25 protein-coding genes and 1 tRNA gene are annotated in these 24,277 nt (G+C 67.0%); 15 read left to right on the top strand and 11 right to left on the bottom strand.

Annotation, left to right across the window (positions count from 1 at the left end; all coding sequences use genetic code 11):
- Positions 1 to 10: 10 nt before the first annotated feature.
- Positions 11 to 1,135 carry a 3-dehydroquinate synthase gene (gene aroB / locus RIC54_RS16045; RefSeq protein WP_350090017.1) on the bottom strand — a complete coding sequence of 375 codons (1,125 nt, stop codon included), beginning with the start codon at positions 1,133 to 1,135 and terminating at the stop codon, positions 11 to 13.
- Between the two features lie 13 nt (positions 1,136 to 1,148).
- The gene (locus tag RIC54_RS16040; protein WP_502989670.1) at positions 1,149 to 1,727 is read right to left on the bottom strand and encodes a shikimate kinase; all 579 of its coding nucleotides are present in this window, start codon (positions 1,725 to 1,727) and stop codon (positions 1,149 to 1,151) included.
- Positions 1,728 to 1,940: 213 nt separating this feature from the next.
- Here RIC54_RS16040 and RIC54_RS16035 point away from each other — a divergent pair, with 213 nt between their 5' ends.
- The 6 genes from RIC54_RS16035 (at position 1,941) to RIC54_RS16010 (ending at position 7,237) form a co-directional block, all read left to right on the top strand.
- Positions 1,941 to 2,078 (top strand): hypothetical protein, encoded by a 138-nt coding sequence (locus RIC54_RS16035; protein ID WP_323792992.1) that lies wholly within the window; start codon positions 1,941 to 1,943, stop codon positions 2,076 to 2,078.
- 7 nt (positions 2,079 to 2,085) lie between these two features.
- Positions 2,086 to 3,888: a hypothetical protein gene (locus tag RIC54_RS16030; RefSeq protein ID WP_350090010.1), complete on the top strand. Its 1,803-nt coding sequence runs from the start codon at positions 2,086 to 2,088 to the stop codon at positions 3,886 to 3,888.
- Positions 3,889 to 4,833, top strand: a complete 945-nt coding sequence (gene xerD / locus RIC54_RS16025) for a site-specific tyrosine recombinase XerD (RefSeq protein WP_350090007.1) — start codon at positions 3,889 to 3,891, stop codon at positions 4,831 to 4,833.
- A gap of 53 nt (positions 4,834 to 4,886) precedes the next feature.
- A complete protein-coding gene (locus RIC54_RS16020) occupies positions 4,887 to 5,840 on the top strand; it encodes an acetyl-CoA carboxylase carboxyltransferase subunit alpha (protein ID WP_350090004.1) in 954 nt (317 codons plus the stop codon).
- Between the two features lie 52 nt (positions 5,841 to 5,892).
- A complete protein-coding gene (locus tag RIC54_RS16015; RefSeq protein ID WP_350090001.1) occupies positions 5,893 to 6,315 on the top strand; it encodes a GFA family protein in 423 nt (140 codons plus the stop codon).
- 76 nt (positions 6,316 to 6,391) lie between these two features.
- Positions 6,392 to 7,237: a shikimate dehydrogenase family protein gene (locus RIC54_RS16010; protein ID WP_350089998.1), complete on the top strand. Its 846-nt coding sequence runs from the start codon at positions 6,392 to 6,394 to the stop codon at positions 7,235 to 7,237.
- A 20-nt stretch (positions 7,238 to 7,257) separates the two neighbouring features.
- Here RIC54_RS16010 and RIC54_RS16005 read toward each other — a convergent pair whose 3' ends face one another.
- From RIC54_RS16005 to RIC54_RS15995, 3 genes are read right to left on the bottom strand one after another with little or no spacing between them, the layout of a single operon-like run.
- The gene (locus RIC54_RS16005; RefSeq protein WP_350089995.1) at positions 7,258 to 7,461 is read right to left on the bottom strand and encodes a GDCCVxC domain-containing (seleno)protein; all 204 of its coding nucleotides are present in this window, start codon (positions 7,459 to 7,461) and stop codon (positions 7,258 to 7,260) included.
- A 33-nt stretch (positions 7,462 to 7,494) separates the two neighbouring features.
- On the bottom strand, positions 7,495 to 8,091 hold the full coding sequence (locus RIC54_RS16000) for a DJ-1/PfpI family protein (RefSeq protein ID WP_350089992.1): 597 nt from the start codon (positions 8,089 to 8,091) through the stop codon (positions 7,495 to 7,497).
- On the bottom strand, positions 8,088 to 9,122 hold the full coding sequence (locus tag RIC54_RS15995; RefSeq protein WP_350089989.1) for a GlxA family transcriptional regulator: 1,035 nt from the start codon (positions 9,120 to 9,122) through the stop codon (positions 8,088 to 8,090). The genes RIC54_RS16000 and RIC54_RS15995 overlap by 4 nt, the downstream gene beginning before the upstream one ends.
- A gap of 132 nt (positions 9,123 to 9,254) precedes the next feature.
- On the opposite strand from RIC54_RS15995, the gene RIC54_RS15990 reads away from it, so the two are divergent.
- Positions 9,255 to 9,779: a hypothetical protein gene (locus RIC54_RS15990; protein ID WP_350089986.1), complete on the top strand. Its 525-nt coding sequence runs from the start codon at positions 9,255 to 9,257 to the stop codon at positions 9,777 to 9,779.
- A 9-nt stretch (positions 9,780 to 9,788) separates the two neighbouring features.
- Here the strand turns inward: RIC54_RS15990 and RIC54_RS15985 are convergent, their stop codons facing one another.
- Positions 9,789 to 11,837, bottom strand: a complete 2,049-nt coding sequence (locus RIC54_RS15985) for a molybdopterin-containing oxidoreductase family protein (protein WP_350089983.1) — start codon at positions 11,835 to 11,837, stop codon at positions 9,789 to 9,791.
- Between the two features lie 206 nt (positions 11,838 to 12,043).
- Here RIC54_RS15985 and RIC54_RS15980 point away from each other — a divergent pair, with 206 nt between their 5' ends.
- The 4 genes from RIC54_RS15980 (at position 12,044) to panC (ending at position 16,775) form a co-directional block, all read left to right on the top strand.
- The gene (locus RIC54_RS15980; protein ID WP_350089980.1) at positions 12,044 to 12,817 is read left to right on the top strand and encodes a TVP38/TMEM64 family protein; all 774 of its coding nucleotides are present in this window, start codon (positions 12,044 to 12,046) and stop codon (positions 12,815 to 12,817) included.
- Between the two features lie 72 nt (positions 12,818 to 12,889).
- Positions 12,890 to 14,320 carry a dihydrolipoyl dehydrogenase family protein gene (locus RIC54_RS15975; protein ID WP_350089977.1) on the top strand — a complete coding sequence of 477 codons (1,431 nt, stop codon included), beginning with the start codon at positions 12,890 to 12,892 and terminating at the stop codon, positions 14,318 to 14,320.
- Between the two features lie 10 nt (positions 14,321 to 14,330).
- Positions 14,331 to 15,704 (top strand): sensor histidine kinase, encoded by a 1,374-nt coding sequence (locus RIC54_RS15970; protein WP_350089974.1) that lies wholly within the window; start codon positions 14,331 to 14,333, stop codon positions 15,702 to 15,704.
- A 159-nt stretch (positions 15,705 to 15,863) separates the two neighbouring features.
- Positions 15,864 to 16,775 (top strand): pantoate--beta-alanine ligase, encoded by a 912-nt coding sequence (panC, locus tag RIC54_RS15965; RefSeq protein WP_350151190.1) that lies wholly within the window; start codon positions 15,864 to 15,866, stop codon positions 16,773 to 16,775.
- Positions 16,776 to 16,781: 6 nt separating this feature from the next.
- Here the strand turns inward: panC and gpt are convergent, their stop codons facing one another.
- From gpt to RIC54_RS15950, 3 genes are read right to left on the bottom strand one after another with little or no spacing between them, the layout of a single operon-like run.
- Positions 16,782 to 17,291, bottom strand: a complete 510-nt coding sequence (gpt, locus tag RIC54_RS15960) for a xanthine phosphoribosyltransferase (protein ID WP_350089968.1) — start codon at positions 17,289 to 17,291, stop codon at positions 16,782 to 16,784.
- A 60-nt stretch (positions 17,292 to 17,351) separates the two neighbouring features.
- On the bottom strand, positions 17,352 to 17,774 hold the full coding sequence (locus RIC54_RS15955) for a DUF4864 domain-containing protein (protein ID WP_350089965.1): 423 nt from the start codon (positions 17,772 to 17,774) through the stop codon (positions 17,352 to 17,354).
- 47 nt (positions 17,775 to 17,821) lie between these two features.
- Positions 17,822 to 18,991 carry a hypothetical protein gene (locus RIC54_RS15950; RefSeq protein ID WP_350089962.1) on the bottom strand — a complete coding sequence of 390 codons (1,170 nt, stop codon included), beginning with the start codon at positions 18,989 to 18,991 and terminating at the stop codon, positions 17,822 to 17,824.
- A gap of 273 nt (positions 18,992 to 19,264) precedes the next feature.
- Between RIC54_RS15950 and RIC54_RS15945 the strand changes: the two genes are divergently transcribed.
- A tRNA-Arg gene (locus tag RIC54_RS15945) sits at positions 19,265 to 19,341 on the top strand.
- A gap of 545 nt (positions 19,342 to 19,886) precedes the next feature.
- Here RIC54_RS15945 and RIC54_RS15940 read toward each other — a convergent pair.
- On the bottom strand, positions 19,887 to 20,654 hold the full coding sequence (locus tag RIC54_RS15940) for an IclR family transcriptional regulator (RefSeq protein WP_350089959.1): 768 nt from the start codon (positions 20,652 to 20,654) through the stop codon (positions 19,887 to 19,889).
- A 166-nt stretch (positions 20,655 to 20,820) separates the two neighbouring features.
- Here RIC54_RS15940 and RIC54_RS15935 point away from each other — a divergent pair, with 166 nt between their 5' ends.
- The 3 genes from RIC54_RS15935 to RIC54_RS15925 all read left to right on the top strand — a co-directional run bounded on the left by RIC54_RS15935 (position 20,821) and on the right by RIC54_RS15925 (position 22,858).
- Entirely contained in the window at positions 20,821 to 21,495 is a 675-nt protein-coding gene (locus tag RIC54_RS15935) for an SDR family oxidoreductase (protein WP_350089956.1), read from the top strand.
- Between the two features lie 42 nt (positions 21,496 to 21,537).
- The gene (locus RIC54_RS15930) at positions 21,538 to 22,068 is read left to right on the top strand and encodes a 2,4'-dihydroxyacetophenone dioxygenase family protein (protein WP_350089953.1); all 531 of its coding nucleotides are present in this window, start codon (positions 21,538 to 21,540) and stop codon (positions 22,066 to 22,068) included.
- A 79-nt stretch (positions 22,069 to 22,147) separates the two neighbouring features.
- Complete coding sequence (locus RIC54_RS15925) at positions 22,148 to 22,858, top strand: glutathione S-transferase family protein (RefSeq protein WP_350089950.1); 711 nt, start codon at positions 22,148 to 22,150, stop codon at positions 22,856 to 22,858.
- A 335-nt stretch (positions 22,859 to 23,193) separates the two neighbouring features.
- Here RIC54_RS15925 and RIC54_RS15920 read toward each other — a convergent pair whose 3' ends face one another.
- Positions 23,194 to 24,264: a Rossmann-fold NAD(P)-binding domain-containing protein gene (locus RIC54_RS15920; RefSeq protein WP_350089947.1), complete on the bottom strand. Its 1,071-nt coding sequence runs from the start codon at positions 24,262 to 24,264 to the stop codon at positions 23,194 to 23,196.
- Between the last annotated feature and the right edge of the window lie 13 nt (positions 24,265 to 24,277).

The raw sequence follows: 24,277 nt of genomic DNA, 5'->3' as shown, positions 1-24,277 counted from the left end.
GCGATCCCTTTCAGGCGGCTTGCGATCGATCGAGCAGGGTGCGCACCGTCGAACTGTCGACGTCGTCGCGCACCACGGCCCGGCCCAGCTGATCGAGCAGAACGAACACGATCCGTCCGTCGCGCGCTTTCTTGTCCTTGGTCATGTGGCCGAGCAACTGTTCGGCGGTCCATTGCCGCCGTCCGTCGACCTGGTCGAGTTCCGTCGGCAATCCCACGGCCGCCAGGTGGGCCGCGAGCCGTCCGGCATCCTGGCCGGTGCACGGTCCCAGGCGGGCCGACAGGCGGGCCGCCAGCACCATGCCGGCCGCCACGCCTTCGCCGTGCAGCAGGGTCCCATCGTAGCCGGCCATGGCTTCCAGCGCATGACCGAAGGTGTGGCCGAAATTGAGCAGCGCGCGCGGGCCGTTGGCCATCTCGCGCTCGTCGGCGGCCACTACCGCGGCCTTGGCGCGGCAGGACGCGACAATCGCATGGCGCTGCGCATCGGCATCGCCGTCGACCAGGCGGCCTCCGTTGGCTTCAAGCCATTCGAAGAACTGCAGGTCGCCGATCGCACCGTACTTCACCACCTCGGCATACCCGGCCAGCAGCTCACGGCGCGGCAGCGTGTCGAGGACGTCGGTGTCGATCAGGACGCGGCGCGGCTGGTGAAAGGCGCCGATCAGGTTCTTGCCGTACCGGGTGTTGACGCCGGTCTTGCCGCCGACCGAGCTGTCGACCTGGGCCAGCAGGGTGGTCGGGATCTGAATGAAATCGAGGCCGCGCAGGGCGATTGCCGCCGCGAATCCTGCAAGGTCGCCGGTCACCCCGCCGCCGAGGGCGATCACGACGGTCCGACGGTCGATGCCGAGGGCGAGCAGGCGGTCCAGCAGGTCGGCGACGCCGTCCATCGACTTCGCCGACTCGCCCGAAGGCACCGTCAGGGTGTGAACGACGGACGCGACGCCTCGCAGCGACTGGATCAACGCGGGCAGATGAAGGGCCGCCACGGTCTCGTCGGCGACGACTGCGACCTTGCGGCCCGACACCAGATCGGCCAGCGCGTCACCGGCGCGATTCAGCAGCCCGGCACCGACGTGAATGGCGTAGCGGCGGTCGGCGAGGTCGACCTGGACGATCTCGACAGCACTCATGGTGCGACAGGCTTCACTGGTTCAGATGCGCGATCACTGCCTGATAGACCTTATCGACGGTCGTCTCAATGGGAACCCGACGGGTTTCGACCAGGATGTCGGCTTCGGCATAGACCGGGTAGCGGACGGCCATCAGGCCGCGCAGCGTCTCTTTCGGATCGGCTGTCTTGAGCAGCGGGCGGTTGGAACGCCGGGATACCCGTTCGTAAAGCGTGTCGATATCCGCCTTCAGCCACAACGACATACCCTTTTCCCGCACGACCGCGCGGGTATCGGCAGCCATGAAGGCGCCGCCCCCGGTGGCCAGGACATGGGGCGTGCGGTCCTCCAGCAATCGTCGGATCACGCGCCGCTCGCCGTCCCGGAACGCGGCTTCGCCAAGTTCCTCGAAGATTTCGGGAATGGTGCGCCCGGCAGCGGTCTCGATCTCGACGTCGGCATCCAGGAAGTCGACGCCGAAGCGCTGGGCCAGGCGCCGTCCGATGCTGCTCTTGCCGGCTCCCATCAGGCCAACCAGGACCAGGGTTCTCGGCAATCGGGTGACGTGTGGCGGCGAGATCACGGCCGCCGGGCTCGATTCGGGTGCGTCCATCCGGGCTTCGCTGGCCGAGTTCATGGGAGATCACCCGCAGAGCGCGGCGGTTTCGCCTCGCGTTGCGTCGGATTCCCTCGATCGGTACAGTGCCGTGGTCGCGCCATAGTCCGACGGTACCACACGCTTCGCGGCGGTCGCCATACTGGGCTCGGCCGGCAGGGCTTCGGGCCCGTCGTTGTGCGGAACTGTTCACCGGATAGGCCTTTGGCCATGCGTTTTCTCGCCGTCCTGCTGGTAGTCCTGGTCCTGCTTTTCGGGGGCGGTGCCGCGTTCCTGATGACCTGGGATATTCCGCCGCCGACCGCGCCCGTCCAGAAAGTGATCCCGAATGACCGCCTGCCGAAGTAGAAACGGTATGCGCCTGCTCGTCGGACTCGGATTGCTCGTTGCCTCGGCGCTCGTCGATCCGAACATGCCCCAAGCCCAGACGCGCGGCCCGATCCTGCTGGGACCGCCGACGCCGCTTTCCCCCGGTAACGATACGCTGGTGACGCCGCCGGCCCCTCCGCCGGTGCTTCAGCCGATCCCGGAACGTGCGGCCCCCCGAACCACGGCGGATGGCTCAATCCGGATCGAGGGTCTGAAGCGACTGACCGTCGACGCCGCCGGATCGCTGACGCCGGACAGCGGCGGGCTGCGCACGGATCTGTGGGCAGGAACGCCCGGACCGATCGCGCTTCGTCTGGTCGCGTTGCTGCCGGCCGCGCCTGACAGCCGGGCCCTGCGCGATCTCCAGCGCCGTCTGCTGCTGTCCTCGGGACCGGCACCGGCTGACCTGCCGACCGAAGGAGCGCTTCTGGCGGCTCGTGCCGAGCGCTTGCTGGCCATGGGCGCCCTCGATGAGCTTGCCGCCTTGGCGTTGGTTGCCCCCGGGCGGGACGATGAACCGGAGATTGCCCGCGTCCTGGCGGAGCGTGCGCTGGCGGTCGCGGATCAGGCTACGGCCTGCCGGTATCACGAGGCGATGTCGACCCGGGCCGACGATCGCTACTGGCTCAAGGTTGGCGTGGTGTGCGAGCTGTGGCGCGGCGACACGGCGAAGGCCGAATTCGGTGCTCGGGTGCTCAGCGAGGTCGGCGAGCATGACGCTCTGCTGCAGGAACTGGTGCAGGGCGCGGTCGCCGGGCGCACAGGCGGCCCCCAGCGATTGGCGGGGGCCACCGCGGTGCATCTGGCGGCGGCCATCGCCGCCAAGGCCCGGATCGACCCCGACGTGATGTCGATCGACTCCCTGCCGGTGCTGGTGGCGCTCGCGCGCGGCATCGGTGACCCGCCGTTCGCCGCACGGCTGGCGGCGGCCGAGAAGGCGGAACGGGCGGGCGCCCTGGCCACTGACGCATTGATCGCGCTGTACGCCGAGGTGGCGGTGCGGGCCGGACCGGTCGATGGAGCGTTGCGGGCCGCCGAGGCCGATCCAAGCGCCTACTCCCGCGCGCTGCTGTGGCGGACGGCCGACATCAATCCCGATTCGGCGCAGCGAGCCCGCGCGGTTCGCAAGGCCTTCGAGATTGCCGAGAACGCATCGTCGTGGCGCCAGACGGCGAGGGTGTTTGCACCGCTGATCCGCCGACTGGATGTCGCCGCCGGGCCGGACGACCTGCCGCCGGACGCGGTTCGCGCGCTGGTCGCTGCTGGATTGGCGCCGGAGGCCCGGCCTTGGATGGATTGGCTGCAGACCCATGGCGACGCTGGAAACACGAGCGCCGGCGCCATGTATCGGCAGGTCTGGGTTGCCGCCTGGATCGGTGGCGGCGACCGCCTGGCACCCTACCGGGAAGCGTCGGTCGCGGCGTGGTGGGATGAACTGCGCGAGATCGATCCGGAAGGCGCATCGAACCTTGGCGCGGCAGCCCTCGCCCTGATGGATGCGCTGGGCGCGCCGGTTGGCGTGGACGCTTGGCGTGGGTTGGCCGGCGGGCCGCCGACCAGCCCGTACGAAACCCCGAGCGCGGCGTTCCGCAATGGCGTTTCGGCCGCCGCCGCCGCCGGGCGCATGGCGGAGGCGATCATGCTGGCCTGCGCCGGCTTCGGCGAGGTGCGGCTTGAAGAACTCGACCCGACGGCGATTGCCGGTGTCGTGATGGCGCTTCGCGGTTTGGGCCTGGAGGATGACGCCCGTCACCTCGCCGGAGAGGCAGCCGTGGCCTACGGCCTGTAGATGGCGCGTCAGGCAGCACCGCGCGGCTGGACATCGGCGATCGAGACATTCCTGGAGATGATGGCGGCCGAGCGCGGCGCCGCTCGCAACACGCTCGATGCCTACGGTCGCGACCTGATGCACGCTGAACTCTGGCTGAACGGACGCGGCGGCTCGCTTGAGACTGCCAGTGTGGATGATCTGCGGGCCTATCTGGCGGCGGCCGAGGCCGACGGAGTGATGCCGCGCACTGCAGCACGACGGTTGTCGGCGCAACGGCAGTTCTTCCGGTTCCTGTACGCCGAAGGCCGGCGGGCCGATGATCCTTCCGCAACGCTCGATGCGCCGCGCCGCGGACGATCGCTGCCCAAGATCCTGTCCGAAGCCGAGGTCGACGCTCTTCTCGATGCGGCGCGCGACCGGCCCGGCCCCGAAGGACTGCGGCTGATCTGCCTGCTCGAAGTTCTGTACGCCACCGGGCTTCGCGTGTCGGAACTGGTCGGCCTGCCGTTCGCAGCGGTTGCCCGCGACCCCCACGTGCTGATCGTGCGCGGCAAGGGCGGCAAGGAACGGATGGTGCCGCTGACGGCGGCGGCGATGGACGCCATCGCTGCCTACAAGGCGGTGCGCGGCGTGTTTCTGACGACGAAGACGTCGCCGCACCTGTTCCCGTCGCGCTCGGCCCAGGGACATCTGACCCGACGGCGGTTTGGACAACTGCTCGACGAAACGGCGATTCTGGCGGGAATCGATCCGGCAAAGGTATCGCCGCACGTCCTGCGCCACGCTTTTGCCACTCACCTGCTGGATCATGGCGCCGATCTTCGCAGCGTCCAGCAGATGCTGGGACACGCCGACATCTCGACCACGCAGATCTATACCCATGTCCTGGCCGAACGCCTGCGGACGTTGGTCGAGACACACCACCCCCTGGCCCTTAGTCTAAGTTCGGGTGCCGACTTGTAGGGGGTGGGTGTCGCCGTTATGGTGCCGCCGCTTTTGGATGAGGCTCACTGCACATGCGTCATTTTCTCGATTTCGAGAAGCCGATCGCCGACCTCGAAGGTAAAATCGAGGAGCTGAAGCACCTTTCCGGCACCGGCGAGATGAACATTGCCGACGAGGTCGGGAAGCTGCAAGCCAAGGTCGAGCGGCAGCTGCGCGCCACGTATCAGAAGCTGACGGCCTGGCAGAAGGTCCAGGTTGCCCGGCATTCCGACCGCCCGCACGCGCTTGATGCGATCGGGCATCTCATCGAGGATTTCCAGCCGCTCGCGGGCGACCGCAGCTTTGCCGACGACGCCGCGATCGTCGGTGGCATCGGCCGGTTCCGGGGGCGGTCGGTGATGGTCATCGGTACCGAAAAGGGGGCGACCACCGAGCAGCGGGTGCGCCGCAGCTTCGGCATGGCGCGCCCCGAAGGCTACCGCAAGGCACGTCGACTGATGCAGATGGCCGACCGGTTCGGCCTGCCGATCCTCACCTTCGTCGACACGGCGGGGGCTTATCCGGGTATCGATGCCGAGGCTCGCGGCCAGGCTGAGGCGATCGCGCGGTCGATCGAGACATGTCTGGCGGTGCGGGTCCCGGTGATTGCGACGATCATCGGCGAAGGCGGATCAGGCGGTGCGGTCGCGCTCGCCGTCGGAAACCGGGTGCTGATGTTCGAACACGCGGTCTACTCGGTGATCTCGCCGGAAGGCTGTGCATCGATCCTCTGGCGGTCGGGTGAATACACCAAGGACGCGGCCGAAGCGCTGAAGATGACCGCGCAGGATTTGGAGCGGCTGGGCGTGATCGACGCCATCGTGCCGGAGCCGCTGGGCGGAGCGCACCGCAATCCCAAGGTGGCCTTGAGTTCGCTTGGCAAGGCGGTCGGCGAGGCGCTCGATGACCTTGCCAAACGCGACGGCGGACAGCTCAGAATCGAGCGGCGGGACAAGTTCCTGGCAATGGGTGCCGCCGAAGACTGAGTGACAGGAGCCGCCGGCCGGTTCCCGAATTGCACGCGAGAGGTGGATAGCCATGCGGTCCGGGCAATGCCTCTGCGGTGCGTGCACCTACGAGATCGACGGCGAGCCGGTGGTGGTGGCCCACTGCCATTGCCTTGACTGTCAGCGGGGCAGCGGAGCCGGGCATTCCACCGGTGCGATGTTCGCCGAGGCGGACGTCCGCCTTTCGGGAGTGGTTTCGACCTACGCCATGCCGTCGGCCGCGGGCAACACGGTGACGCGCCGGTTCTGCGGCACCTGCGGCAGCCCGCTGCTTGCCAGCAACACGGGAATGGCCGGGTTCGTGACGGTGTCGCTTGGCACGATGCAGGCCCCGGATCGCCTGGAGCCGCAGGTGGTGGTCTTCGCCCGCTCGCGCCGGTCGTGGGACCGCATGGACGATCGATTGCCGGCTTATGACGCTCAACCCGACTGGAAACCAGGCGATGGTGTCTGAGCATCTACATGCAGTCCGTATTCGAGGCGTATGGGTGCGGTAAGGTGGCTTGCGTACCGGGCATTGGAGGGTCGGCGTGACGGACGACGTGGAGTTTCGCCTTGGCTTGATCGGCGACGGCATCGGCCGGTCGTCGGCGCCGCGCTTGCACGAGTTGGCCGGCCGCATCGCTGGGCATTCGGTGAGCTACGTCCGATTTGACCTTGATGGACGACGGGACACGACCTTCGAGGACACCCTGGCCCAATGCGCCGCCGATGGGCTGGCCGGCGTGAACGTGACGCATCCTTACAAGGAGCGGGCCGCCCGGCTGGTGCCGATCCAGGACCCGCGCGTGCAGCGGATCGGGGCAATCAACACCGTGCTGTTTCGCGATGGCAAGGCGGTCGCCGGCCACAACACCGACCACAGCGGTTTCGTTGCCGCCTATCGCCGGAAGATGGCCGACGGACTGCCCGGACCGGTCGCGCTGGTCGGTGCCGGCGGCGTCGGGCGTCCGATCGCTGTCGGCCTCGGTGAACTCGGGGCGAAGGAGATCCGGGTCTATGACATCGACGCGGCCAGGGCCGATCGACTGGCGTCGGACCTGACCACCGAGGCGGTGCCGGTACGGGCGTGCGCCGATATCGCCGACGCGCTGGACGGTTGTGCCGGAATCGTCAACGCGACCCCGATCGGGATGTACCGCTATCCCGGAAACCCGGTGCCGGGGACCATCATGGGCGAGCCGCGTTGGGTATTCGATGCGGTCTACACGCCGCGCGATACCGAGTTCACCATCGAGGCGGGCCGCCGCGGCGCGGAGGTGATCTCCGGCTACGAGCTGTTCTTTCACCAGGGTGTCGACGCGTTCCGGCTGTTCACGGGACTTTCGGTCCACGAAGCGTCGCTGCGCGAAGCGCTGGAACAGCCCGAGGGGTAGCGGCGGTCAGGCCGTCAGCGTCATCCGCAGCAGGCGCCGCCTGTCTGAACTGGCGGGCACGGCACCGTCCCGTACGAGCAGAACACGCAGCAGTCGCCGGCCTTCGGCTTCAGCACCGCACCGCAGCCTTTGCAGTCGTAGAACCACTGGCAGGCGTTGGTTGGCATGACCTCGGTCGCGCGATGCGCGCACTGCGGGCAGGTGATGTCGGATCGCAGTTCCATGCGGATCAGCTTACTGGTCGAACACCGGGCGTGTCACACCTCCGCGGCGTAGGGCGGCGCTGGATCATACTCCATCTGCCGCTGGACCTTGCGGGCGAAGGCCGGCTCCCAGATTTCGCCAACCAGCCAGAGGGCCATGTCGATGCCGGCGGAAACCCCGGCCGAAGTGACCACGTTGCCGTCGCGGACGTAGCGTACATCATCCAGCACGGCGCCGGCCTCGCCGCGCTTGCGCACCATCTCGACGGCGGCCCAGTGGGTGGTGATGCGCTTGCCGCGGGCCGGGCCGGCGGCGGCCAGCAGCATCGACCCGGTGCAGACCGAGGTCACCCAGGTGCAGCTCTTGGCCACCGCGGCGATCCAGTCGAGGGTGGCGGCGTTGCCGACCTCGCGCCGGGTGCCCTGACCGCCGGGCACCAGCAGGATGTCGATGGCCGGTGCGTCGGCGAAGCTGTGATCGGCGATCATCTGCAGCCCCTTGGCGCAGCGCACGGTTCCGCCATCGGAGGAGATGGTGATGCATTCGATCCCGGCATCAGGGTTGGCCTTGCCGGCCATCGTGAACACCTCCCACGGACCGACCATGTCGAGTTCTTCCAGGCCATCGAACAGCAGGAATCCGATCTTCATGATGCAATCTCCGTGGTGCGGGGGCCGAAGCGTTGACGGTAGTCGGACGGCGCGATGCCGATCTGGCGCAGGAAACTGCGGCGCATGCGCTCGGCGTTGCCGAAACCGGTGTCGTGGGCAACCGCTTCGATCGAGCTGCCGCTGCCTTCCAGCCGTCGCCGGGCGGCATCGACCCGGGCTCGTTCCACGAACCGCGCCGGGCTGACGCCGATCGACCGGGTGAACACCCGGTTGAAGTTGCGGGGACTCATGGCGGCCCGCTCGGCCAACTCCTCGACGGTCAGGGACGACGACAGATTCTCGAACATCCAGCCCTGCAGCCGGGCCAGCCGCGGCTCATCGGCGGTCTGCAACACCAGCTCGGCGCTGAACTGGCTCTGTCCGCCGGGCCGGTGCATGTACATGACCTTGGATTTCGCCAGCTCCAACGCGGCCCGTCGGCCCAGGTCATCGGCAATCATGGCCAGCGCCATGTCCATGCCGGACGTCACGCCGGCCGAGGTCCAGATTCCGCCATCCTGGACGTAGATCCTGTCGGGCTCGACCCGGATTTCCAGGTACCCCGCTGCCAGATGGCCGGCGTGGCGCCAGTGCGTGGTTGCCCGCCGTCCGTCCAGCACGCCGGCCTCCGCCAGGATGAACGCGCCGGTGCACACCGATCCCACCCGCCGAACGGTGCCTACGGCCCGGCGCAGCCAGGCCAGGAGACTGGGGGCGGGAACAACCTCTCGAGCGCCAACACCGCCGGCCACCAGGACGGTGTCATAGCTTTCAGGATCGGCGTCGCCGATCGCGGTGTCGGCGTTCAGCGCGGCACCGATGCTGGCGGTGACCGGTCCGGAATTCAGGCCGATCACGTGGCACTGGTATGCGGGGGAACCGTCAACGGCGCCGTCGTGAGTGGCCGACCCGAACAGCGACAAGGGGCCGGCCACATCCAGCAGTTCGAAGCCGGGGACGGCGATGAGAGCGACCCGCCTGACGCATTCGGGTCGAAGGCTGGTGAGGGTCGAAACAGGATTGTTGGTCATGGTACCGGTATCGTGCGGTCCAGGCGTCATGGCCGCAATGCCGTAGATCCCTCGAATTCAGCCATCGACCGAATAGTCACTCTCGAACGCCCATAGCCCCGTCATCCCGATACCCGAAGGATGGAGGCCGCCATGGTCGTCGAGTTCCGCGCGGATCGAATGCGCGGGTGCATGCCGGAACCGGCTCGCTGGCTGGCTCGCCTGCTGGCGGTCTGGGACGATCAGCGGGCCGAGGCTGTTCTTCCGGACGCCGACGAGTTGTTTCTGGCGGACATGGCCGAGGTCATCCCGAACCTTGTTCTTGCCTACCGCGACGATCTTACCGACGGATTCCGGATCGAGTTTGCCGGCGCGACCGCCAAGGCGCTGCTGCCGATCGAACCGGTCGGGGTCATCCCGGAACACGAGCTTCTGGAGCATCCGCTGGCCTGGCTCGGCGCCGGGTTCGTGAGAACCCGATCGCCGGCAGTGCCGGGACCGCAGTGGATGCGGTGCGACGACGCGGTGGGGTTGTTTCTGCCATATGGATCGTTCAACGCCCGGGTGACGCTGATCCTGGTCGGCATCGCCCGCTGGCCATCGACAAGGCCGGGTGCAAGGCAGACCAACTGCGTCGTGCCGTTGACGCCCTCACGGCTGCAACGCCGCCCCGACTGAGCCGCTTCGTCAGGCGACCGATACCTCGACGCGGGTGTCATTGTAGCAGGCGCCCTCGCACAGGTCGGCCTTGGCGCTGACCATCAGGGCGTTGACGGTCTCGCCGGTGGCGCTGGTGCGCGCCCAGGTGCCCTTTGGCGAATACACCACGCCCGGCCGGACCGCGTCGGTGACCACGGCGCGCAGCCATGTCTCCCCGAGATCGTTGAACACCCGGACCTCCGAACCGTCGGCGATGCCTCGGTTGGCCGCGTCATCCGGATGGATCTCCAGTGGCGGCATGCCGCTCGACGCTTCGTGTCCGCCGAAAGTGGCGTTGGTGCGGTCGGACGACGACGGGGTGATAAGGGCCAGCGGCCACCGGCTCTCGAGCTTGCGGTAGACCGGGATACGGAAGCCGCGCTTGGTCGCCATCAGTTCGGATGCCAACTCGGCCTTGCCACTGGGCGTAGCCGGAAACACCGTGGAGAACGGCACGATCGGCGACATGCCGTCCGGCGCGGTCATGTTGCGGGCACCGCCGAGCGGCAACTCGCTTGGCGCGATGCCGCCGAGCCGCGGGTCCTGGCCGTCGATGGCGTCGTCCATCAACTGGGCGTCGGTGGCCGTGAAGCACGGATCGTCGAAGCCGAACCGCTTGGCGAGCCGGCGGAAGATCTCGGTGTTCGGCAGCGCCTCGCCGACCGGCGGGATCACCGCCTTTGCCCGCTGGACGTAGGTCTGGCCATAGGCCGGGAACAGGTCGTCGTGCTCGAAGTGGGTGCAGGCCGGCAGGATCACGTCGGCATAGGCCATGCTGTCGGTCATCTGCACTTCGCAGCCGACCACGAACAGATCGGGCCGGGCCATTGCCCGCCGGACCAGCCGCTGGTCCGGGTGGGTTGCGATCGGGTTGTGGTTGTAGACGAACAGCGCGCCGATCGGCGTGGCCGAGCCCGGATTCAGGATCATCGGCGGCACGTCCATGATGTTCAGGGTCCGCGTACCCTCCGGCGCAAGGTCAGGGCGTTGCAGCTTGGCGATGGTTTTGGGGACGGCGGCACCGACCTTGGCGACCGCACCGCCACCGGCAACACCCCATTTCCCGGCCAGCACCGGCAAGGCGAGGATCGCCCGCACGCCGTTGCCGCCGTTCTGGTTGCGCTCCAGCCCGTTGCCGATGGCGATCAGCGCCGGGCTGGCATCGGCGTACCAGCGGGCCAGGGTGCGGATGGTCTGCGGGTCGATCCCGCATTCAGCCGCCGCCCGATCCACCGTCCAGGTCCGCGCTTCAGCCAGCAGATCGTCGGCGCCGACCGACCAGCGCTCGACAAACCCGTGGTCGATCGCGTCGATCCGTTCCAACTCGGCGGCGAGTGCCAGGGCCAGTACCGCGTCGGTGCCCGGCCGGATCGCCATATGCAGATCGGCGCGCTCGGCTACCTTCACGCGCTTGGGGTCGATCACCACCAGCTTGGCGCCCTTGGCCTTGGCCCGGTTGATGGTGCGGATGAAGTGCAGGTTGGAGACCGTGACGTTGTTCGACCACACCACGATCAGTTCGGCGTCGGCGCCCTGTTCCGGCGGGGTGCCGGGCATGTTGCCGTAGACGCTGACGTAGGCCTCGCTCTTGACGCCGCCGCACATTGGCCCCCGGTCCAGCTTGCTGGCGCCGAGCTTGTGGAAGAACCGCAGGTCCATCGACCCGCCGGCCAGCATGCCGTGCGGTCCGGCGTAGTTGAACGGCACCACGCTTTCCGCGCCGAAGCGTGCGACTGCCGCCGAGATGCCGGCATGAACCCGGTCAAGCGCCTCGTCCCACGTGATCCGCTCGAACCGACCTTCGCCGCGCGCTCCGACCCGCAGTAGCGGATGGCGCAGCCGTGTCTCGCCGTGCACGAAGTCCGGATAGTAGCGGGCCACCTTGTTGCAGATCACGCTCTCGGTCAGCGGATTGCCTTCCGAGCCGCGAACGGCGACGACGCGGTCGTCCTCCACCGTTACCGACAGGCTGCAGGTATCGGGACAGTCCAGCGGACAGACGCTGTCGCGGGTGACGGGGGCGTGTCCATCGGGCATGGCTGACTCCTTGCCGACCTTCGTGAGGCGCTCAAGTCTCCACTATCGGCACTGCTTGGCCTGCTTGATAGGGCCATCAAGCGGGGTTGTGTCTGGCCAAAACCGACGACCTCGCGGACTAATCACGGCATATTGACTGGCCGTGGGCCCGGCTCTCCTTACGTTGCACGGTTAGCAAACCGCGTAGATTGAAGGACCTACGATCGATGGCAGGCCAACTGGGGGCTGAACAGGGCGACTCCGACCCGTCGAGGCAATCGGCCAAGCCGTCGGCAGTCCGTCGCTGGGGGTTGGCCGCGGCCCTGCTGACCGGCTTCGCGGCGTTCTTCGTGTTCGACCTCGGCCGTTTCGTGTCGCTCTCCGCGCTTGCCGGGAATTGCGAGGCGTTGGAGGCCTGGGTGGACGCCAATCCGGTGCTGTCGCGCGGCGCCTATACGGGCGTCTATTTCCTGGCTATCGCATTCTCGTTGCCGGTCGGCGTGGTGCTGACGGTTGCGGGCGGGGTGGTGTTCGGCCTGTTCGAGGGCACGATCCTGACCGTCCTGTCGGCGACCGCCGGTGCGTTCGCGGTGTTCCTGGCGGCTCGCAGTGCTATCGGCGACTCGCTTCGGCGCCGGGCCGGCCCGTTCGTCGCCCGCCTGGAAGCGGGCTTCAGGGAGAACGCGCTGTCCTATCTCCTGGTGCTGCGTCTGGTCCCGCTGTTCCCGTTCTGGCTGGTGAACATCGTCCCGGCGCTGCTGGGCGTGCCAACGCGAACCTACGTGCTGGGAACCCTGCTCGGCATCATTCCGGGGACGTTTGTGTTCGTCTCGGTCGGGAACGGGCTGGAGACGCTCATCGACCAGGGCAAGATGCCCGGGCTGGAAGTGTTCTTGCAGCCGGCGGTGCTGATACCGCTTGCCGGACTGACCGTTCTGTCGCTGGTGCCGGTGGTTTTCAAGCGCCTGCGCGGCCGGGGCGGAGAACAGTCGAATCAGTAACCTTTCTGGTCCGGCGCCATCTGTTTCTGTATCAAGAAGCATGACACAGGCCGGCAACCCGGTGGACAGCGCATGACCGAAGCCATCGACGTCGATCTTTGCGTGATCGGAGCCGGGGCGGGCGGGCTGTCGGTCGCGGCCGGCGCATCGCAGATGGGTGCGACGGTCGCCCTGTTCGAACGCGGCGTCATGGGGGGCGATTGCCTGAACGTCGGCTGCGTGCCCTCGAAGGCACTGCTGGCTGCGGGTCACGCCGCGCATCACGCACGCTCCGCTCATCGCTTCGGCCTGGACATGACGGTGGCACCAGCGGACTGGCATCGGGTCCGCGAGCATGTCCGTGGCGTGATCGCCGCCATCGCCCCCATGGATTCCGTCGAACGCTACGAGGGCTTCGGCGTCCGGGTGATCCAGGCGCACGCCCGGTTCGTAGGAACTCGCGAGGTTGAGGGCGGGGGCGTACGGGTGAAGGCCAAGTTCGTAGTGATCGCAACCGGCTCGACGCCGTCGGTGCCGCCGATTCCGGGCCTGGCGGACGTGCCCTATCTCACCAATGAGTCGGTGTTCGAACTGGATGGTCGTCCGGAGCATTTGCTGGTGCTGGGCGGCGGGGCTATCGGCACCGAACTGGCGCAGGCGCATGCCCGTCTCGGCTGCAAGGTCACGCTGGTCGAGGCGGCGCGCTTGCTCGGTGCCGAGGACCCGGAGGCGGCGGATGTGGTCCGGCTGTCGCTCGAACGGGACGGGGTGACGATCCGCGAGGGTGTGTCTGTGAAGGCGGTGGCGCGTGGCAGCGGCGATGCGATCGCGCTGACGCTTGATGGCGCCGGCGGGGTGGAGACGGTGGAGGGCAGCCATCTGCTGGTGGCCGCGGGCCGAAAAGTCACGTTCGACGGCCTTGACCTGGAGCGCGCCGGTATCGAGACCGACAAGCGCGGACGGCTCGTGGTCGACGCCCGGCTGCGGACCAGCAATCGGCGGGTGTTCGCGGTTGGCGACGCCGCCGGTGGCCCGCAGTTCACCCATGTCGCGGGTGCCCATGCCGGCGTCGTGATCAAGAACACCCTGTTCCGGTTGCCCGCCAAGGCGGGCCACTCCGGCGTTCCACGGGTGACCTACTCGGCACCGGAACTGGCGCAAGTCGGGCCGACCGAGGCCGAGTTGCGGGAGTCAGGCACCCGGTTCGAGGTGCTGCGCTGGGCGTATGCGGAGAACGACCGGGCTCAGGCGGAACGCACGCTCGACGGCTTCACCAAGGCTCTGGTTGCGCCGAACGGGCGGATACTGGGCGCCACGGTGGTCGGAGAGGCCGCCGGCGAGTTGATTTCGGTATGGGGACTGGCGATCGCTCAGCGCCTCAAGGTCGGGGCGCTGGCCGGGCTGACCGTGCCGTACCCGACCCGCGCCGAGGTTATCCGCAGGGCGTCCGGTAGCTGGTACGTGCCGAAACTGTTCAGCGACCGGACCAGGGCGATCGTGCGCTTCCTGATGCGTTTTGCCTGACGGGTCGGGCATGCGCTTCTCGTTCCGGTCCCTGTCGTTTCGCCTGCTGCTGCTGACGGTGTTCTTCGTCATGCTGGCCGAGGTGTTGATCTACACCCCGTCGGTGGCGCGGTTTCGTCAGGTCTATCTGACGGAGAAGCTGGATTCGGCCCATCTTGCGGCGATGGCGGTCAACGTGGCGCCCGACCGCATGGTCAGCGAGGAGATCACCTACGAGCTGCTCGACCACGTCAACGCGTGGTCGATCGAGGTGGTGCGGGACGGTGTGCCGATGGAGATGCTCAAGCGCCCGCTCCACCCCGAGCCGCAGGTTCGCTTCAACCTGGATACCGCCAGCGTCGTCACGCTGATCGTCAACGCCTTCGACGCGCTGTTCCAGACCCGCAACCGGGTACTGCAGATCAGGGGAACCGCACCGAAAGACCCGATGGCGGTCGTCGTCGTCACCCTTGACGAATACCCGCTGCGCCGCGCGATGTATGACTACTCGTGGCGGATCCTCAATCTGTCGATCTTCATTTCGGTGATCACGGCGGCCCTGATGTTCGTCAGCCTGCGCTGGCTGATGGTCCGGCCGCTGGAGCGCCTGACGCGCAGCCTGATCTCGTTCCGGAGGTCGCCTGAGGATCGGGCGAGCGACCTCATCGATCTCGGCCGGCGTGACGAGATTGGCGTGGCGCTGCGTGAGATGGCGGCGATGAAGGAAGGATTGCGCGGCGCGCTGCGACAGCGCACCCGGCTGGCCGCGCTCGGGACGGCGGTGAACAAGATCAGCCACGACCTGCGCAACATGCTGTCGACGGCGACGCTGATCTCCGACCGTCTGGCGATGAGCCAGGACCCGGAGGTTCAGCGCATCACCCCGACCCTGGTCAAAGCGATCGACCGGGCGGCTGCCCTGTGTTCGACCACCCTGAATTTCACCCGGGAAACCCCGCCGCTTCGGCTGGAGCAGGCGACGCTGGCCGAACTGCTGCGCGACGTCGAGGCCGGCCTGCCGGCGTCCGAGCTGGGGGCTCTTCGAATCCATGTGGTCGACGGCGGTGCGCTGGCGGTACGGGTAGACCGCGACCAGATGTTCCGCGCGCTGGCCAACCTGATCGGCAATGCCGCCGGCGCCGGTGCGGGCCGCGTGACGATCACCGCGGTCCATCGCAACCGGCAGGTCATCATCGACGTCGCCGACGACGGGCCGGGAATTCCGCAGGAAGCGCTGGGCAAGCTGTTCCAGCCGTTCCAGTTCAGCTCCCGAAAGGATGGCACCGGCCTTGGGCTGACCATCGCCCGCGACGTCATACAGGCGCATGGCGGGAGACTGACCTTGGAGCGGACCGGGCCGGACGGCACGGTCTTCAGGATAGAGCTGCCGGAGGCGGGACGCTGACCGGTACCGTCTGGTTGCGGCTTGGCCGGTCGGAGCGCCGGTGATAGCTTCGCGCGAGTAACGGATAATCCAACTGTCCGGGGGCATTGGCGTCGCGCTTGTCGCCCTTGGCGGTAGTCCAGGTGGCCCAGTCGGCCGCGGCAGTCATCGGAGTGCCCGATGAGCATCGATCCAAACCTGAATCCGGACTCGCCGATAAGCGTAGGCAGCGGCATCCCCGGCCTGGGTATTGAGGTTGCGCGGGTTCCCGAGCCGGTGCGCCGCCGGGTGGAGGCGTGGCACAGGGATGGCTTGAGCGTCGGCCTTGTTCCGACCATGGGCGCTTTGCACGCGGGCCACCGGGCGCTGGTGAAGGCGGCCAGGGCCGAGATGGACCGGGTCGTTGTCTCGATCTTCGTGAATCCGCGCCAGTTCGGTGCCGGCGAGGATTTGGAGATCTATCCGCGCACCGAAAACGAGGACCTCGCGATCCTGACCGAGGAGCGGGCCGATCTTGCCTGGGTACCGTCGCCCGACATTGTCTACCCGCCGGGGTTCCAGACCACGGTCAATGCCGGCGCCCTCGGCCTGCCCATGGAGGGCGCTCATCGCCCGGGCTTCTTCGATGGCGTGGCCACGGTGGTGGCCAAGCTGTTCGCGCTGACCCGTCCTCATCGCGCCTACTTCGGCGAGAAGGACTATCAGCAACTGCTCGTGGTCGCCCGTTTGGGGGAAGACCTCGACCTTGGGGTCGAGATCGTCCCGGTTCGAACCGTTCGCGAGGACGATGGGCTGGCGATGTCGTCCCGCAATGTCCGGCTGACACCGGAGGAGCGGGCGACCGCGCCGGTGCTGCACCGGACCCTGTGCCGGATGGCGGCCCGGCTGGCCGACGGGGCAAGCGATCCGGCGACGGAGATCGCCTGGGGAACGCAGCGGCTGCTGTCGGCCGGCTTCCAGGCGATCGACTACCTGGACGTCCGCGATCCGCGCACGCTGGATCCGGTCACCCGCGCCGGTGTGCCTGCGCGGGTGCTGGCTGCCGCCAACCTTGGCTCGGTCCGGCTGATCGACAACGTGCCGGTGGAGTAGCCGGGTTCAGGGGCGGGGACGCTGCGTGGCGATCGGCTCGACCGGGCGTTGCTCAAGATCCCACGGAAAGTAGATCCAGGTGTCCTGGCTAACCTCGGTTACGAAGGTATCGACCAGGGGCCTGCCGGCGGGCTTGGCGTAGATGGTGGCAAAATGGGCCTTCGGCAGCAGTGCGCGGACCGCCCGCGCCGTAACGCCGGTGTCGACCAGGTCGTCCACGATCAACCAGCCCTCGCCGTCACCGCCGACGGAGGGCGGTTTCACGATACGCAGGTCGCCACGCTTCTTGTCGTCGCTGCTGTCGGTGCCGTAGGTGGTGACGCAGACGGTGTCGACCACCCGGATGGCCAATTCCCGTGCCACGATCGCTGCTGGAACCAGGCCGCCCCGGGTGATGCCGATGATGCCTTCGAACGGCCCGACATCGACTAGGCGCCAGGCCAGCGCCTTCCCGGTACGGTGCAGTTCTTCCCAGGATACCGGAAATGCCTTCTCGGGCGCCCCGCCTTCGGCCATCGCTCACCTCCCTGTTCGCTGAGTGGCCTATAGCGCGCCCAAGGAGCGCCCGCAATTGAACTAAGTGGTCCGGTCGGCAAGCGGCAGCAGCATGCAACCGTCGATCTTCCAACTGCCGTCCGGCTGACGCTGCATGAAATACAGCGCGCGCTGGGCGATTCCGTCCGGGCCGACGATGAAGACCGGCTGGGTCGGGCGGCCGTTGACGGTGGTGGCGGCTTCGAACTCGAAGACGCGTGGCCTCGCCACCGCCGTGTACGCGCCGAGCACCATGTCCCGGAAACGCTCGATGGTCCCGAACTGTGCCTGGATGCCGGGTGAGGCATAGCTGAACGCGGCCGGCCAGTCGTCACGGCGAAACGCCTCGGCCTGTGCCGCTACGACGGAGCGGAAGGCGTCGGACGCATCGTCGGCGCGCGCGGTGCCGACCGGCAGCGCGGCGAACCATACGAGAACGAGGAGCCCAACCAAGCGTCGCGTCATCACACACCTCCGAGCTGATTACGCCCGGGCGCGGATGACGGATCACCTCATCGAACGAAGATGCGGACCTCGTTGGTCTCGGCATCGGCGGCGGTCGTTGCCGACAGCGCCACCCGACTTGTCGGCAGCCCCATGTCGGTCAGGGCCCGCAGCACACCCTGGGCGTTACGGCGCGCGGCGTTCGTGTCCAACGCGGCCCGGCCCGTGCTGCTCGCCTGCGGGCTGACCGCGACCACATCGAAGAACGCGTCCGGGCGCCGTTCCAATGCCCGGCTGACCGCGCTGTACAACGGCTGTTCGTACTGCACGTTCGGCCGGTCGAAGCGAATCACCACCAGAGGCCGGCTGCCGGCGATCGGCGTTGCGGCACGTGGCGCCGCTGCGGGTGCGGCAAAGCCGCCCCCAGTCTGCGGGATCGTGCGGTTCGCGAGGCTGGTCCCGAACAACTCACCGTGCTTGATCGCTACGGCCATGGTGTTCAGGTCCTGCCGCTCGGTGCCCACATAAGCGCTCTGGCGCCGAATGTCGTCGCTGAGTTCGGTCAGCAACCGGTCGACCATCACCACGGTCTGGTTGGTGTCGTCCTCAAGCACCGCAAGCTGCCGGTGGTCTTCCTCGACCGCGCCGGACAGACCGTACGCCGCCCGGACCGACTCCAGCAGATAGGTCGACAGCGCGGCGTCGGCGGAGACCCGGTTGGCCAGGCCGTTCATCAGGCCGATGTCGCCGTTGACCATCTCCAGTTCGCGCTGCGCCTGGCTCCAGGCATCGACAAGCTGCGGATTGCCGGGCGTGGTGCCGACCTGCAGCCGGGACTCAATCTGCGCGACTGTGGAGTGATAGTTGAGGGCGTTCTGGATGGTCTGCTCGCGCAGCTGTTGAAGCGAGCCGTTCTGCGCCCGGACCGAGTCCTGCAGCCGAATGAGGTCCTGGCGCAACTGGTCGACCTTCTGGCCGACAAACGTGCCGGTCGGCTGGCCGGGCTGCGGCGGCGCGATCTGGAAGTTGGTGTGTCCGAGGCGCGGCGGCGCGTTGAGCGGCTGTCCCGAAAGCTCGCCCTGAGACGGTCTGATCGGGATGCTTGCACTGGCACCCTGAGCCGCTGGCGGCTCGCCGCTCAGCGACGGCCAAAGTGAATCGGAGGAACAGCCCCCGAGGACCAGCACGCCCACGCTGATCGTAGCGAGGCGACGCAAGGAGTGGAACGATACGGTCACCGCGTCTTCCCTTGTTGTCCCTTTCCGAGGTGGGCACCTCGGATTTCCCCCATCGCGCTACGACCACCCGCCACCGTCGTACGCCTTCCGACTGGTGTTGCACGGCCCTACGCGGATCACGTGCAACGGCCCGAATCGTAGCGGCGATAGTACTTAAACCCCGGAATCAGAACAAGTTATTTTGCCCCGGCATTTTATGGCTATCGGGCCTTGCCAAGCCAGGGCTGTTTGAGTAGCTTGCGCGGCCTTCGGGGGGGCTACCCCTCGGGACGTGCGCCCGTAGCTCAACTGGATAGAGCACCTGACTACGGATCAGGAGGTTAGGAGTTCGAATCTTCTCGGGCGCGCCATTTTGAAGCCCTGAAAGCCTGACGGCTTTCGGGGCTTCTCCATGTCTGGGGCATCGGTTCGCCGGGCGCGGGTCCCACGCAGATACCACGCCGCGGCGGAGCGTGCGGGCAATCGCGGGGCGAGTCGTTTTACCGAGGCGTCCATCGCGAGTCCCACCGGTCTCCCACCTGCAGCCAGGGGGGGCTGCGGCGCGGCCTACGACTTCGCAGCCGAGGTTCGATCTCCGCGGCTCAGGTCCACCGCCATGGAAAGTCACTCCTTCGACCCCTGGGAAAACAACGCCAGCCCGAGTCGCCATTGTTGCGTAGGATGTCTGTACCGGATAGCGGCCAACACCTGTTTTGGCCGGGACCATGGTGAGTTTAGCTTCGCCGATCCGCAAGAATGTGATTTTTTACGATATCGACGGGTGCGGCAGTCAACTTGCCCGCGGACGCATCTCCCACCTCCAGTTCCTTTGAACACCTCATCTCGGTGTCCACGGAACCGGCAGCAGACCAAATAGGTGGGGCCGGGTCAGGGTTGCGGGTCAGGCGATCCGGAATCAACTCGCCCGATCGTAGCCTAGGCGCCCAGAAATTGCCGAGACCGCTTCAAGCAGCGGCTCGCTGTATCGGCTCTCCTCAACCATCCGGAACTTCGGGACCGAAACGCTGACGCTGGCGACGGGCCGGTCCCGTCCCTCTTGGATCGGCGCTCCGAAGCAGAAAATACCGACCTCGTTCTCCTGATCGTCGCGCACGAAGCCGTCCTCGCGCGCCTTTCGGACGATCGCTTTCAGTGCCGCTCGGTCGGTCGTCGTATGCGGTGTGATCATAGGCAGGTCGATCCGGTCGATCAGCGCGTTCGCCTCGATCTCCGGCATCGCTGCCAGGAAAGCCTTACCGACCCCCGTGGAATGGAAGGGGACGCGTGTGCCGACGGTCGAGGCCATGCGGACGACCTCGCGGCTTTCGATCTTGTCGATGTAGACCAGTTCGTCGCCGCTGCGGATCGCCAGGTGGACGGTTTCTCCCGTTGCATCTCGGAGCCGGGCCAGGTGCGGCTCGGCCAGCCGCCGCACGTCGTTCTGCGCCAGCGCCGTGCGGGCGAGTGCCACCAACCGGCCGCCGAGCGTGTACCGGTTGCCGCCGGCGACCTCGATCATTCCCTCGGCCTCGAGCGAGGCGATGATTCGATAGAGCGTCGGACGCGTGAGATCGCACTGCTTCAACAACTCGGCACGGGTCATCGGCGTTCCGGCGTCGGCGATCGACTGCAGCACCGCGATGCTGCGCGAGAAACTCTGAGCGCCTTGGACCTGGGTGGACATTGCACCTCCGGCAATTGCTGGTTGACAGATTGAACGGTCGCATGTCACGTTCTCATTATATGGATTATTATCCATATTGTGGACATTCACAAGAACCGATCACCAGAGACGGCCTCAAGAACCGAAAGCCAATCCGATGGTTTTAACTTCCTCTCCCGACGTTCTGGTGACCGGCGCCACGAGCGGTATTGGCCAGGCGATCGCGCGGGGGTTCGCCGGCGCTGGATACCGAGTTCTGGCCGTGGGCATGGGCACGATCCCGGACGCCGAAGACGGGTTGAGCTACTCGGCGCTCGATGTCAGGGATGGGGCGGCGGTTGCCGCCATGATCGAGCCGCTGGACGATCTTCGTGTCGTCGTGAATGCCGCCGGTATCATCCGACGCGGCGATGAGTTCGACCCCGAGGTGTTCGCACAGGTCGTCGATATCAATCTGAACGGCACCATGCGGGTCTGTGTGGCGGCTCGGGCGGCTCTGGCCCGGAATCGCGGTGCGATCATCAATATCGCCTCGATGCTGAGCTATTTCGGCGGCGGGCTGGTGCCGGGATACGCATCGTCGAAGGGCGGCGTCGTCCAACTGACGAAGTCGTTGGCCATCGCCTATGCGCCCGAGGGGGTCCGTGTGAACGCCCTGGCGCCGGGCTGGATCGCCACGCCGTTGACGACGGGCCTGCGCGACGACATGGCTCGTTCGGAGGCCATCCTGGGGCGCACGCCGATGGCGCGCTGGGGTGTCCCCGAGGATCTGATCGGTCCCGCCCTATTCCTGGCCGGACCGGCGGCGGGCTTCGTGACTGGGACCGTTCTGAATGTAGACGGCGGTTATGCCGTGATGTGACCCGGCGGCCGTGCCGTCATCTGGAACCAAGAGGATCAGCCGATGCCTGTAGTCGAGGTCGATGAGAACCCCCGTGTTCCCTATCAGTTGCCGATGCCGCCCGACGCGTTGCCAGAGATCGTCGTGGCCGATGCGATTGCGGCCAACGACGACCGCATGTGGGTCCAGCAGACCGAGCACGTGTTCTTCCGCCCGCTATGCCTGAACGTCTCGCAGGGCTACTGGATGAACCTGTTGAAGGTCACCAAATCCGGCGTGCTGTCGCGCCACCGGCATCCAAACGCCGTGCACGGCTTCGTGCTGAAGGGCCACTGGCACTACCTCGAGCACGATTGGGTCGCCGAGGAAGGCGGATACGTCTATGAGCCGCCGGGAGAAACCCACACGCTGGTCGTGCCCGACGACGTGGACGAGATGATCACGTACTTCCAGGTCAACGGCGTGATGTACTACGTCGACCCCTACGGCAATTATCTGGGGTACGAGGATGTGTTCACCAAGATCGACATGTGCCGCGCGCATTTCGAGAAGGTGGGCCTCGGTGCCGACTACGTGAAGAATTTCATCCGATGAGACGAGACGCCCGTTCCGGTGCCCGTCGCGCTGGAACCTGTCGCGGGCCGACCAGCGCCGGAAGACGAGGAACGCGACCATGAGCCTTGCGAAGCTGACATATTTCCGGGGCCGGGGCCGCGCGGAAACGACACGCTGGATGCTGGCGGTGACCCGCACGGCCTTCGTCAACATTCCGATTGATACCCCCGAAGACCTCGCGGAGTTGCGTGCTTCAGGGGCGCTGCCGTTCGACCAGATGCCACTTTTGGAGGTCGACGGACGGAACCTCAGCCAGTCCTCGGCGATGATCCGCTATCTCGCCCGCCGCGGCGGCCTCTATGGCTCCGACGATACGGATGCCATGTGGTGCGACATGATCTCGGGCGTCGTGGCAGATTTCGCGGAAACGGCGCTTCAGGCGGCGTTTAAGCCAAGCGTCGAGTTGGGTGTGGCCGACATGACGGCACGCTTTGCCAAGTTCGGACCAAGATTCGAGGCCCGTATTCGGGAGCAGGGCTCCGGTTACATCGCGGCCGATACAATGACCTTCGCGGATGTGGTTCTCGCCGAAGCGCTGAGTGCGTATCTTGAATGGTGCCCCGAGATCCTGGCGCAGACGCCTTTGCTTGAAGCGTTGTACTCTCGCGTCATCATAACGCCAGGCATTGTGGCGTATCTCGCCTCCGATCTGCGTTATCCCAAGTCGGATGACGACTACGTCATCGCGGCGGCCAGGGTGCTGCAACGCGCTCTACCCGCGCATATGCCCGATGCAAACCGCTTCGTTGCCGAGCGCACTGCGTGTTAGCGACGGGCCTCTGAGAGGCGATCCCCATCGTTCGGACAGTTTGGCGGCTTGATTGAGCTATTCCCGGGTGTTGCCACCCGCAGAATCCACGCGGCGAAAGGGTAAGATCGTCCCGGAATGTCAGGGATTGCGCCCGGAGGCCGTATGGGCGGCGTCCCCGGATTCCAGCAGCCGACACCACACGCACATTCGTTCGACCGGCGCAGCCGACCGGTGACCGTAGTCCGAATGACGACCGTCTGATCGGTGCGGATGCGCCCGCGGGCAGCCTTGCCTGCCCGCGGGGGGATGCGTCGTCAAACGAGCTGTCGGAAGCGCCCGGAAGGCGGTGCGCGTCAGGAGGCCTTGGCGCGGTTGGCCTCGAGCCAGCCGTCGACCAACGCCACGGTTTGGTCCACCACCTCGTTGCGGCGCCCCTTTTGGGCCGCGATGGTCTGCACCAGCCGGTCGACCCGTTCGATGTTCGGCGCGCCGGCGGCCAGGGCCCGCGCCGCCGACGATGGGCTGCCCAGCGACAGCGCGGCGTTGGCGTACTTCTCGAACGGCACCATGTCGGCCGCGTCGGCGCCGAGCGACTGGCACAGATCGACCACCCACTCGTAGACCGAACGGGTCGCTTCAAGGTCGGAATGCACGGCCTCCTTGATCGGGCGCATGGCGTCCTTCTGGACGCAGCGGTAGTTGCCGGCCAGCAGCATGCTCCACTTGGCCAGAGGTACGAACACCGAGTCGTGGACCTTCAGCTTGACCGGCAGATCCAGCGCGCCGTCGCCCGGATCGAACCGGACCGCCTCGACGTCGGCCTGCAGCCGCCGCAGGATCGCGGTGTGCTCGTCGGAGTCGAAGCGCGCCGACTTGAAGTTGGTCGGCAGCCGGACCTGAAGCACGTTGACCTTCTCCTCGGGCGGGCGGAACGCCTGGGGATCGGGGCTGCACAGGGTCATGCAGGCGGGATCGAAGCTGTCCCAGACGCTGGCGTCGGTGTAGCTGTCGCGGCAGGCATTGGCGTCCAGGCCGGGAATCCGCTTCAGGTACGGCAGCGGCGGCATGTTCATGATCGACATGCAGGGCTTGCGGGACTTCGCCACCGCGTCCAGCAATTCCCGCACGCCGGGCGAACGGAACTGGGGCTCCTGCATCGCCAGGGCGATCAGATCGAAATCCTTGGGATCGACATCAGCAGTCCCTGCGGCGGTCAATCTGCCCGGCAGGGTCTTGGAGTTGATCTCGACCAGCCCTTCGCGGTTCTTCACCGGCATTCGCAGAATGGCGCCCTCGGCATTGATCAGATCGGCCTCGGCCGGAAGACAGATCAGCGTCGTGTCGTGTCCCGCCAGCGCCAGCTTGGTTCCCAGCAGCGAGCCATAGGACGCCCCCAGTATCAGACACTTGATGTTCTCGGCCATCACATCCCTCCCT

Source organism: Thalassobaculum sp. (assembly GCF_040219215.1).
Taxonomy (GTDB): domain Bacteria; phylum Pseudomonadota; class Alphaproteobacteria; order Thalassobaculales; family Thalassobaculaceae; genus Thalassobaculum_A.
The sequence above is the reverse complement of the archived record's forward strand: the minus strand, read 5'-3'. Positions and strand labels throughout refer to the sequence as shown.